Origin of the sequence: Leptospira brenneri (assembly GCF_002812125.1) — a bacterium.
Taxonomy (GTDB): domain Bacteria; phylum Spirochaetota; class Leptospiria; order Leptospirales; family Leptospiraceae; genus Leptospira_A; species Leptospira_A brenneri.
Genome location: NZ_NPDQ01000006.1, coordinates 214,848 through 227,339, shown reverse-complemented (window position 1 = coordinate 227,339; position 12,492 = coordinate 214,848). Strand labels below are relative to the sequence as shown.

At 38.9% G+C, this 12,492-nt stretch carries 5 protein-coding genes; 3 read left to right on the top strand and 2 right to left on the bottom strand.

Features of this window, described 5'->3' with window-relative positions:
* The first annotated feature begins 34 nt into the window (after positions 1–34).
* The 3 genes from CH361_RS14135 to CH361_RS14125 are packed head-to-tail and all read left to right on the top strand — an operon-like array spanning position 35 to position 5,187.
* Positions 35–1,345, top strand: a complete 1,311-nt coding sequence (locus tag CH361_RS14135) for an O-antigen ligase family protein (RefSeq protein WP_100791452.1) — start codon at positions 35–37, stop codon at positions 1,343–1,345.
* 12 nt (positions 1,346–1,357) lie between these two features.
* Positions 1,358–3,334: a glycoside hydrolase family 5 protein gene (locus CH361_RS14130; RefSeq protein ID WP_100791451.1), complete on the top strand. Its 1,977-nt coding sequence runs from the start codon at positions 1,358–1,360 to the stop codon at positions 3,332–3,334.
* Complete coding sequence (locus CH361_RS14125; RefSeq protein WP_100791450.1) at positions 3,331–5,187, top strand: adenylate/guanylate cyclase domain-containing protein; 1,857 nt, start codon at positions 3,331–3,333, stop codon at positions 5,185–5,187. Before CH361_RS14130 ends, CH361_RS14125 begins: the two co-directional genes overlap by 4 nt.
* Before the next feature lie 222 nt (positions 5,188–5,409).
* On the opposite strand, the gene CH361_RS14120 is transcribed toward CH361_RS14125, so the two are convergent.
* Both CH361_RS14120 and CH361_RS14115 read right to left on the bottom strand, forming a co-directional pair.
* Complete coding sequence (locus CH361_RS14120; RefSeq protein WP_100791449.1) at positions 5,410–6,126, bottom strand: hypothetical protein; 717 nt, start codon at positions 6,124–6,126, stop codon at positions 5,410–5,412.
* Entirely contained in the window at positions 6,123–12,470 is a 6,348-nt protein-coding gene (locus CH361_RS14115; RefSeq protein ID WP_100791448.1) for a TIGR04388 family protein, read from the bottom strand. The genes CH361_RS14120 and CH361_RS14115 overlap by 4 nt, the downstream gene beginning before the upstream one ends.
* Positions 12,471–12,492: the final 22 nt, after the last annotated feature.

Genomic DNA, 12,492 nt, shown 5'->3' with positions numbered 1-12,492 from the left:
AAATTGGAGAAAAGCATTAGTCTCATCCAAAGTTATGTATTACCGAATCTATCGTTCGTTTCTAACCTTGTCTATCATTTCCTGTGCTTTATCAGTTTCGCTTAGCCAACTTTTCTTACTCCTTTCTTTTGTATTTTTTCTCTTCCTTCCGAAAAAAACAAAATTCACAAGTAATTTGGTCAAAATTATTTTCCTATTTTATGCCTGGCAAATTGTAACCGTTTTGTATCATTTCTCGGCCTCTGGTTTTGACTTCAATTCCATCAAACATGCGTTTCGTGACGAAATGAAAGATATCTTTCTTGTTACCGCATTTGTCTCCGTACACGGCATTAAACCAGAAGATCGTAAATATTTATACAAAGTATTTTTTGTTTTTGCCCTCGTGATTGTTTTCACTGGCTTTGTTTCCATTTTTTCGATGACAAGGTTATCTCGATTGATTTCTGATCTCTACAAAACTTCAACCTCTTGGCCTTACCAACACCATTATGGGAAAATTACGAATATAAATATTTACCTTCCCATAGGCCTTATGAACACCCACCTTACTTTTGGAGGGTTACTTGCATTTATCTTTCCTGGATTTATCTTTCGACTTTATGATTCATGGTATGAAAAAGAAACCTTATCTAAAATCGTAATTAATGCCATTTTACTCCTGTTAGTGTCTATTGTTTTTCTATTTAATAATGCAAGATCTTCTCTTTTAGGCGCTCTCGTGAGCACTATCTTTGGTATTTATATTCTTGTTTTTATCGATAAAGACATTTCAAAGAAAATGCTCAAACGTATCGGTATTTTTATCCTAGTAATCGTAGTTCTTATTTTTACAGGATATAAAACAACAAATGCAGTCAAACGAGTTGTGGATCCTCTGTTTGGTGGAGAAAAACACACAGACTCAGGAAGGACTTTTATTTGGGATTCCACTTTTCCTTTGATCGAAAAAAATCTTATCTTTGGAATTGGATCAGGAAACTATCAAAAAGAAATTGAAATCTCAAGAAAAGAAAAAGAAAAAGAAAATAAAGAGTTAGGATTCTTTTATGAAGTAACTCAAAGAGGGCATGCACATAATGATTATTTTCATTTAACGGCTATCTTTGGAGGACCACAAGGAATTCTTTATCTCGTATTATTTGCTACGATCCTCTACACTCTTTTGGCCGGAAACGTACCTAAAAAAATTAGATTTATGACATACGGACTCGTCGGATTTTTCTTTTCTGGACTTTTACAATGTTATTTTCAAGATGATGAAGTTTTGATTGTATTTTACTTTTTACTCGGATATCTCAACCTCTACGCTGAGTCAGAAAAAAATACAACTGAGTTAATATAAAAGGATAAATGGATGGCACCAAAAAAACTCTCACCCCAAGGCGAATGGTTTGTCGATGCAAGTGGCAGAAAAGTAATTTTACGCGGAGTTAATTTAGGCGGAGACACAAAGGTTCCTTTTCCCAATGGAGGAACCCAATTCCCAACTGACTTTTCTGACCATAAAGAAGTGAGTTTTGTTGGCAGACCCTTCCCCCTCTCAGAGGCAGAGATCCATTTTACTAGGCTAAAAAAATGGGGGTTTAACGTTCTTCGTTTATTGACCACTTGGGAAGCAGTCGAACACAAAGGACCAAATCAATACGATGAAGATTATCTAAATTACTTTACAGAAATCGTTCGTTTGGCTGGTGAATACGGCTTTTATGTATTTGTTGATTTTCACCAAGATGTTTGGTCTCGGATGACAGGAGGAGACGGCGCCCCTGGTTGGATTTTTGAAACATTAGGTATTGATTACCGCAAACTTTCCGAAGCTGATGCTGCCATAGTGATGCAAAGAGCTTATGATTACAAAAGACCAGGAATTCGTCAGGAAGAAAACTATCCAACCATGTGTTGGTCACAAAACTATCGTTATGCCGGGAATGCAATTCTTTGGACTTTATTTTTTGGCGGAAAAGATTTTGCACCGAACTTTCTCATCAACGGAAAAAACGTTCAGGATTATTTACAAGGTCACTATTTAGGTTGTATGAAACAAATTGCCGAACGAGTCAAAGATTTTGACTTTGTTCTGGGTTTTGATTCTCTAAATGAACCAGGCAAAGGGTTTATCGGACGTGCCATGAACGATAGAGGATTAATCGATAAAGACGAAGATCCGGCAAAACCTGGACTTGGTTGGTCTCCGATTGATGCCCTATTCTCTTCTCATGGTCATTCCATTGATTTACCATACCTCACTCTTAAAGTTTGGAGAGGAGGATTTGTCCCGACAAAAACTGTTACGGTAAACAAAAACAAAGTCTCCATCTGGTCACCAGAATCTCCGGGAGATCCCTTTCAATTAGAAGGGGCTTACACCATCACGAAAGATGGAACTCCTTTCATCGAAAAAAATGATTATTTCCAAAAGGTAAATGGAAGAACCATTGATTTTGATGGGGATTATCTCATCCCTTTTATGCGCACCGTTGGGGAAACTATTCAAGAAATTAGAAAAGACTGGATGGTTTTTATTGAACGAGAAGCAACTGATGCTTTTTCAAATCCTCGTTTAAATGGGGTTGTTCCCAAACTTTCCGTAAATGCTGCTCATTGGTATGATACGCTAACCCTTCTTTTTAAAAAGTTTTTATATCCAATTGCGATAGATACTCTCACCAAACGTCCAGTATTCGGTCGTTCAGGTATCGAAGGTATGTATGTGCGCCAACTCACACAGATCAAAAATACGGCAGATTCCGTTCCTGGAAAAATTCCGAGTCTTATTGGAGAATTTGGAATCCCTTTTGACTTGGAAGGTGGAAAAGCTTATAAAGAATGGAACAAAGGAAATCGCACACCGAAGATTTGGAAACGCCATGTGATGGCTCTTGATGCAATGTATAACGCAATGGACCATCTATTTTTGTCCAACACTCTCTGGAACTACACCGCTTCTAATGAAAATGATTTAATGGTAGGAGATGGCTGGAACCAAGAAGACCTCAGCATTTTTTCCAAAGACCAAATCATTCCCGGTTCTGATCCAGATGTTTACGGAGGTGGTGGTCGTGCGATCGAAGGTTTTTGTAGGCCTTATGCTGCCTTCACACAAGGAACACCACTTAAAATGAAATACAACTTAGACAACAGAGAGTTTCGTTTAGAGTGGAATTCAGATCTTTCCATTAAAGAACCATGTATCATTAAAGTTCCTAAATTCGTCTATCCCAATGGTGTACAAGTTGTACTTTCCAATGCTGAAAAAATTTCTGAAATCGATGGTGAACTTTTAGTCAAAGGGAATGGAGGAAAGGCCAGTCTCATCCTCAAACCATTATGATAGACTTAAACTCACTCATTCAAAAATATCCATGGGAAGAGCATTGGAAACGCCTCGCAACTCCGATGGATTGGCTTTGGGAATTTGACCTTCCTGTCACAAGAGAAGAAATTTGGCCTTATCTTATCGATACCTCATCTTTTAACAAAAGAGTGGGTATGCCAAGATTCGAATACAAAGAAGTAGATGGCAAACTAATTGGAAAAGCCAAACAAGCCGGTTTCCAATTGGAATGGGAAGAAGTTCCTTGGGAATGGGAGTATTTAAAAGAAATAGGGAATGCTCGAATTTATAAAAAAGGATTTGGGTATTACATCCGAAGTCGCATCATCTTAGAGACATTAGGTGAATCAAGAAGTAAGGTTTATATTTACTTTGGCTGGATTCCTCGAAATTTCTTTATGCGAAAATTATTACAATATGCAATGCCTAAACTAGAGGAAGATTTTCGAAAAGGCCTCAATGATATATCTAAAGAAATTAAAGGGAAAAAACCGAAAACCGTCCCCACATCAGGAAAAGAATTTTCTTTTGTCCCAGAACCCCAATGGATTCACCAAGAAAAACTAGATAAGGAAACCCAAAATCTAATATCGCAAGGTATTTCCAAGGAAGCCGTTACATCAGTCTTCCAATGGATCAAATCCGCAAGTGATAACGACCTTGATCGCATCCGCATCAAACAAGTGAGTAGGCAATTAAACCTTGACCCAGACGAAACATTATTTCTTTTTCTACACGGATGTCGTTTGGGTTTATTTACTCTAAGTTGGGATATTGTTTGTCCTCATTGTCGCGGAGTAAGGACGAGCCTAACAAAACTGAGTGATATACCCGCCAAGGATGAATGTGAAGTTTGTGAAATTGACTTTGATACTACGGGTGTTAATTCCATCGAAGTCACCTTTCATCTCCACCCAAGTATCCGAATCATAGAAAAACAATATTACTGTGCTGCAGAGCCGGCAAAAAAACAACATATCCTTCTCACCAAAACCATCCCTGCCAAAAAATCTTTTTCTGCAAGTTTACTTGTTGGATCAGGAGTTTTTCGATTGAGAAAAAAAGGGGAAAAGAAATACCGATTGGTAGATATCAAACAGTCTTACCAACAAACAGATATTCTATGGCTTCCTGAAACCAAAGAGGAAGAGATCAAAGTTTCCCCAAAACCAAATTTAGTTTTTGAAAACGAATCCGATTCCGATGTAACCATCGTCCTAGAAGAAAGGAGCGAAGACCAAACAAGTCTAAGACCTTCCGAAATTTTCAATTACCAAGAATTTCGAGATTTGTTTTCCGAAGAAGCCATAGCTACCAATTTACAACTCGACATCGGCCTCAAAACGATTTTGTTTACTGACATAGTTGGTTCTACCAAATTCTATGAATCCGAAGGTGATCATGGCGCATTTTTACAAGTGAGAGAACACTTCATCAAAACAAACCAAATCATCCAAAACTTTCGGGGTGTGGTTGTAAAAACAATTGGTGATGCGGTGATGGCAAGTTTCTCCACCCCTTTACATGCACTCAAAGCGGCAAAAGAAATGCAAGAATGGTTTCATCCAGAAAACAAACATACACCCGTTAGGATACGAATCTCAATCCACACAGGGAATTGCCTTGCCGTTAACCTCAACAGTAATATTGATTATTTTGGAAACACCGTCAATTACACAGCCAAACTCCAATCGGTTACAAACTCTGGCGAAGTATCCTTCAGCGAAACCATCTTCCGTGATCGTGATATCCGAGAATATTTACGAGCAGAGTCCATAAAATTACACAAAGTGGAATTCCCGCTACCCTGGGCAGATCGAACTGATTTTGTTTATGTTTGGAAGGTATAGGGTTTAGATTTCCCACTCCTAAAGTGGAACGGCTAGACGAGTGACTATGCAATCATTGGTCGCCTCGAATTGGTTAGGTGTAAAAGATGAGAGCCATTACCGATCGTGCTTTACGCTGCAATCTTTCCAGTGGAAATGATTTTCGCACAAAGTTAGTTTTGTTTTCTCGGAGATTTATTTCTGAATTTCATAATGCCTTTACTTACATTGGATTCGCAATTCTTAATCATCGATAGGCAATCCACGTTTTTCTGCATCCTCAATCCTTTTCAGCTCGCTTTCTATATATCGCTTTCCTGCTTCTACTTCCTCTTTCATATAAGCTTCATATTCTTCTTGACCATTTTTGTAAAAGTCCGGTAACTCTTTGATACAATATTCCATTGTATTATAACGTTTGCTATTTTCGTTGGAGACAGGAAAAACTGGCCAAGCAAGTCGTGCCTCGTGCCCGAATTTTTTATCATCGCCACCTGTTAGATTATCGAAGTCGTTTTCCTTAGCATTTTTCGACCTTGACTCAATCGTATCTCGATTGGAAGAAAAATAGATGAATGTTTTTTTATCCGTTTCCCATCCAGATGGACCAGCAAAGATAAAAATCCGGCCACCATGTTTTGCTTTTGCGTATAAATATGTATCGTCTTCATACAATGGAATTTCAATGATTGGTTTTTTCTTTACGTAATTCTCATTGTAGAACGCCGCACGTAGCTTCTTGTTTATAAAATCTACTTCTAAACAATATCTGGATCCCTCACCAGGTCCATCTTCGGTCAAAGTTACACCGGCGACTTCTGCAAAAGCACGTCCTGCTTCAAAAAGCTCTGGTCGTGCCACCTCTCTGCTAAGTCCACGAAATTTCTGGCAAGAAATAGACACAAGACTAAACAATAACCATCCCAAAAGAGCAAACGCTTTCAATTTTTGTATCTTCATTTTTCTTTCACATCCGTTGTGATGAGTCGCAAAACATTCATTTTTTTATGCTCGTTAACTTCTCCGTTATTAACATCTAGCCAATCCTTACCATCTAATCGGTCTTTGACAGCATGGTCATTGATTTTGATCGACAAATCTCCGTTTTCTTTTCTATAGACAATCCCCAGAGTAAAATGATTGTGTTTACCATCGCCGCTAGTATCCAGGTCGATTTGAACGACACTACCCACTCCGACTCGTCCTGCGTCATAAGCATTTTTTAGTTTCGCATTCAGTTCGCTGTCCGAAACAGGGTGTTCCATTTTGCTTGGCGGATCCCAGAAATAACGACCTTCGATAATTCTATTTTGCGCTACAATTGGAACACCTTTTGAAAAATCCACATCTCCCATTTTTAAAGTTGTCTCCATATATTGTGCAAAACTTCCTTGGAAGTGCCCGTTCATGACCCCCATTCCATAATTAGAAAAAACTTTACAGATTTCATCTCCAAATTTATTCCCCAATTCAGCACTTGTTTTTGAATCGAATAAGAACTTTTTAATCTCTTTAAATCGGGATTCAAATGCTTTCAAATCATTTCCCTTTAAGTCACGACTAGGAGAAAACTCAAATCCTTCGCCATTGGGATATTTATTGCGTAAGTATTCAACAATAGCACTCATTTGCAGCTTTAATCCGAGATCATTCCCTCCTTGCAAGTGAGTAGATGGTTTGGTTAAGCCTTTGTACATGCTATCTATCTTTGCCTGTTTTTCCTCTCCAATCAAACCATCTAACGTAGAAATATCATAAATTTTGAAAGCCTCTTCGATCGTTTTTCTAATCCGATCCCCGTTTTCTGGCGTAGGCTTAATCTTTTTTTTCTCCGCATCCGTAAGCTGATTGTAAGCCTCGAACGCCGTATCCGCTTTAGCTGCTAAGGCTTCATAGTTTTCTGTGATTTTTTTTACAAATGTATCATTGAGTTTATCAAATGTATATGTTGTAGGTTCCTTAAACCGTCCCAAATTTGTATCATATCCGAGCTCACGATCAATCGGTTTTCCGGCAGCATCAAATAATTTTGTTTTAGGATTTGTATAAGATTTATTACCAAAGATCCCCTCTTTGATCGTGAACATTGTTTCCCTAATTTTTCCATCCTCTCGGAAGGTCAATGCCTGCAATTCCCCTTTCTTTTCCCGAACAAAGGACTCCACCCCGTTGATGATTTCTTTTCTGAATGCCTCACCATTGAGAATGATTGGTTGATTGCTTGCGAGGAAAGCAGCAATTTGTTTTTGAGTAAATACAATTTCTCCAAATTGGTTCTTCTCACGCTGAACAGTTTTCTTTTCGATAAATAAAGCATACTCCTTTAAAGCCTTATCGAAAGCACTGATGTTAGCATTTTGTTCGGCAGTGATTTTTACTTTTTCAGAATTGTCAGTTACCAAACTTTTACTTTGTAACTCATACATAGTTTTCTTGAGACTCATGTAAGCCGTTTTATCTTCAGTAGAAAGGTATGATAAAAATACTTCTTCATCTTTTTCACTTCGATATACATCTAGTTCTTCTGGCTCGCCCCTTTCTTCCTCTTTTCTTTTCCGATCGCCTTCCGATACAACCGCTTCTGCACTCGGTGGCATCGGAGCCGAAGGCCCCGGATTAGAAGGATTGGAGTTACCACCAAACAGCCCAGTTGCGATAGCGGCCCCACCAGTTAGTAATCCAGCAAGGACAGTCCCTGCGTTAGCAAGGTCTCTTAACAAATCACCATCAGCTGCTTGGGATAAGTCATCCGGTCTGGGGTTTTGGTCATCTTGTGTTTTATCTTGAGCAGAATTGATATTTTGTTCGGCGAAGTTCATTTCATCCAATTGGAACCCATTCGGACCATTGGTAGCAATGTTCACCCCAGTCAGTTCGGCAGAGGTAGATAATCCTTCATGACCAAGCGTTGATCTCAAACCGAGAGTACTTACTGGATCCGTATATCCAACACTCGCGGAAAGGCCTGTTCCAGCCAGGTCATACATCAAAGAAAAGTTCCAATCACGTCTAGTCCCTTCTCCTGTTGGGTTATAGTTCAAACCAAGGTTGGCTGCACCATTCGTAGTAAGATCACCAGCAATCTGGTAACCGCTCTTTCCTAAAGAATACGATCCTTGGACCGTAGTATTTCCTTTTCTAGAAAAAGTTACATTCACATTAGATGTTGTATTTCCAATCCCAATCATCCCTCCCCAACCATGATCAGGGGAATAGGTAAGACCAAGGCCCGGGGTCATTCCACCAAGATAACCATCTTTGAATCCTTTTAAAAGATTGCTTTTCATCACCCCACCGAGAAGTCCGTTTCCAATTCCAGCCAAGACACCTTCCATACCATTTTTAGAACCAGCAACCCCTTGGACGGTAGCGTTCGCAATTGCTTCGCCAATTTGAATCGCATTTCTTGCGTTAGTGGTAACACCAAAAAAACCACTCACACTTTGTCCAATAGATCGTAATGTGCTTCCTACTGTTGAAACCAATGAAGAAGTCGTTGTAGTGGCAGCGGTAGCCGTGGTTGCGGCCGCATTGGTAGTAGCGACAGTACCTTTTGCAGCAGCATCCGCAGCAGTCAGGGCAGAACTTGCACCCATAGTAATCAGAACAGAAGCAGCAGTAATTGCGGTTTGTTCAATCGCTTTACTTTGAGCCTTTTTGTCACTCTCTCTAGTTTTATAATCACTATATCCTTTATCAAGAAAACCTTTCGCTATTTTCGGATCGATTCCTAAAGTTGCTGCGATTTTGTCAGCTAATGCTCGTTTCCCTAACTCTTCTATGACCCTATCTTTATCTTTGATATTGAGAAGTTGCGACTGAAATGAGGTGCCAGTAGCACTCATTGTAAACGACTTTTCCACTAATCCTAAACTTGCGAGTTCTGCACTCGATTGGTTCAGAGAAGTGCTACTTCCCATTTGGTTTGCTTGTAATAAGGTATGTTGGAGTTCTGATTCCGTAAAACCCACTGCCATAAGTGCAGACTTAGTAATTCCACCAGCAACTCCATAAACATTGGTTAATGCATTAGTTATTGGATTTTTCTCAATCGCTCTTCTGGCTTTTTTAGCATCACGTGAACTGGCAAAATCACCGACACCAGCACTCACGACCTCAATCGGTAAACCAGTGGCACGAGCAATAGCCTGTGAAGCGGCAGACTTCGCAATCGAAACTTCATTTGCCTTAATTTCTTTGATACGATTAGCCTGTGCATTCTTTTGTGCAAGCATACGATCCATTTCATTTTTGCCAAAAATTGCATTCCCAATAATGGTCGTAGGTAACATAACAAAGGTATTCATTACCGCTCCAAATACGCCACCGGTTGCATTATTTAGGAAATCCATAGAAGAGATTAATGCAGTTTTGGTATGTTGCAAACCAGCTTTTGTTACTTGGCCAGTAAGTTTCAATTGTTCAAGAGGATTTAATATTTCCAAAGGATTATCTAAACCAACAAAAGTCTTTGTGGATTTGATTTTATCCATTGTCATTCGTCCTCGCATAAAATCAATAGCCATCGTTGCCATCTGGATATCGGAGGCACTACCACCAGTGGCAGTAATCCAAGCCTTCGCCAATTCTCCGTTAATTGTAGACTCAACCTTTCCTTTTAAAGACGCTCTCATACCTGCTGCCCCGCCGGTAAAATAAGCTAGTGCTAATTCCTGAATCAAGGAATCAGTTTTTTCTTGAGCTTCCTTTCTCGCTAAAAACAATTCTTGATTTCGATTGTCTCGCTCATGGATAGAATTGACATTCAAACCGATCGATTTTTTATCCTTCGTGAGTGCATTCGTTAAAAAGGAATCGATAACTTTCGATTTAGATTGATTCAGACTGTTCCAATCTTCTTCCGTCCAAACACTAAAAAGATCTTTTCCCATAGGCAAATGAACTTTCTCTAAAGAGCTGAGTTGGATGTGTCGAACTTCCTCTGTTTTCCCAGGATTGTATTCCCCATCTTTATTTTTATCATTCAATAAACCATTATGAATCTCTTTCCTTAATGTAAGCACTCCCGTGTCTGAATTCAAACTGGCCTCAAATTCTTTTTTTAACAATGATTTACAACTGCTAACATTCGGATCTTCATAACAGGAACCAAAACGACTTAGTTCTTCCTGAGAAAGTAAAGATGTATCATAGTTTCCTAACAAAATTTGTTCTTCTTTTGTAAGTGATCTTCCACCTAATGATTCCCAGTTGATCCCATACGTCATTTGATAAATTAATTTTTTCTGTTCAGAGCGTTGAAATTCTTCCAAATCGGAATTGGTTTGAATTACGGAGGCATACTGACTCACACCAGCAATCGTCCTCTGCAATTCTTCCATGAAACTAACACCACCGACCTGGACTCCCGAAGATAGGTCTAAAACAGATGATAAAGAAAGATATTTTGTCAGTGTGGTTCGATCCATTTCCTTCAGATTTTGATTCGGTGTCCATGGTGTGATAGAAGGAGAATTTATTTCTTTTGGATCTTCTGCTCCATATAAACCAACCCAAGACTTAACTCCATCCCTTTTTTCTTCTTCTAATCGGGACAACCATTCTTCCTTAGAACGTTCTAATTCCTGGCGGTTTGATTCCAATTTCAACGCTGCTTCCTCCAAAAGGTTTTGCCGATTTTCCTTCCAATCCTCATAAGAAGATGCATATTCCTTTACTTTTGATTCCCAGTGAGAAACAGCAGGGAGTAAAGTATTTTGGAAGTGATTGTATTGTCCCCCTAACTGTGAAGAATTTTCTTTCCAATAAAGAGAAGTTTTTAATGAATTTTCATCGAACATTTCATAAAGTAAGGAATAACCAATCGCACCCATTTGAAACGAATGACGACCTGGAGTTAAAATTGTAATGTAACGATCAGCAATCCAATATCCATACTTACTTTGTCCATCCAACATTAGGTTTCCTTGGGTATGGTGAGCCTCATCAAAGGGAACATAGAAATCTCCGAATTGATCGTTGTTGATAAAATGGAAGGCATCGGTGTACAAATTAGCAGAAATCAAAGACTGGACTGATCTACCTCCACCTAACTTACTATTTATGATCGATGTAAGCCTTCCATAATCTCCATGGTGGATCGATTGAAAAATCCCTTGCATCTCTGCATCATATACCATCGAAAAACGACCGATCTCCCCAGTACCTCCATACAACCAGTTCTCGTATCTCATATCACTCGTTACGTCGTAATAGGTTTGGTTTCTGATCCTCCATTCAGCGGCCCCCAAATCAAAACTTGATTTCGACTGACCCAGATTGATTTGAAACCCGGTTTGGTAAGTATAAATTCGGCCTTGATGAAAAGTATGTTCAGCAAAGGCTTTGTTTGATTCCTCTGATAAAAAATTTCTGATTTTTGAGGAAATGGAAGTGAGGATGGAATCAGGATCAACCTCCTCATGATTCAATTCATCAGAAAGTTCTCCAATGAATTTTGAAAAAATTTTACCAGCTTCATTATAACTTCCGTCAAAATTTTTATACTGGCATCCTGAGGTCACAGTACAAGAGGAATCCAAACCAACTTTTAGTTCCAAAACAATCTCACGTAAAGCCGTTCGAATGGTTTCTTTATATAAATTAATTGCATTTAAATTTTCTGAAAAACGAAGATCCGTTTCCTGTAAAGAACGAACATAATCATCATAATCTGTTTGCAAATCCGCAAGAGAACTAGCAAACGAATCTAGTCCTTCTTGTTTTGTCTCATTCCATTCGTATTCCCATTCTTTTGAAGATTCCAGAATACGATTTCGATTCTCTATTAAAGCACGTTCCTCCTCAGTATATTCCTTATAGAGGGCTTCCTGACCTATTCTTTGAAAATACAATGCATCTACTTTACCAGTTTCTAACTTATGCAAAAATGCATTTCGATGGTCAAAATAATCATCCGTAAGAGTCCTCTCCCATTCAGAAAATAATACAGATACTTCCGAATATAAGGATCGCATTCTTTCATCCAAATAACCCGTATTGGATATAAACGCATCCTCTCCATTCTCTTCCGATAGGAGCTGCTCGACCATTCGATCGGCATTCTCCAACCACTGACTCATGGAAGCACTTAAAACTTCTTCTACTCGAGTATCCCACTCTTCCATAGAATTAGAAAAATATACATTCCCATAAAACTCAGAATAATCCGAGGGCCTATAGGAAGGAACGTTCCAAGTTTCCGAAAGTGATTGCCCAAAGAGACTACATACAAAAATGGAAACCAAAAGCACAGAAGTGACCACTAGAACAAAAAAACGAATGAGACCAGAATGAAACAACATAGAGAACCTCTGTTCTCTTAGG

Bases quoted from the DNA above. Each gene is read 5' to 3' on its own strand.
- CH361_RS14135 (WP_100791452.1), top strand. From the start codon at position 35: ATGTATTACCGAATCTATCGTTCGTTTCTAACCTTGTCTATCATTTCC.
- CH361_RS14130 (WP_100791451.1), top strand. From the start codon at position 1,358: ATGGCACCAAAAAAACTCTCACCCCAAGGCGAATGGTTTGTCGATGCA.
- CH361_RS14125 (WP_100791450.1), top strand. From the start codon at position 3,331: ATGATAGACTTAAACTCACTCATTCAAAAATATCCATGGGAAGAGCAT.
- CH361_RS14120 (WP_100791449.1), bottom strand. From the start codon at position 6,126: ATGAAGATACAAAAATTGAAAGCGTTTGCTCTTTTGGGATGGTTATTG.
- CH361_RS14115 (WP_100791448.1), bottom strand. From the start codon at position 12,470: ATGTTGTTTCATTCTGGTCTCATTCGTTTTTTTGTTCTAGTGGTCACT.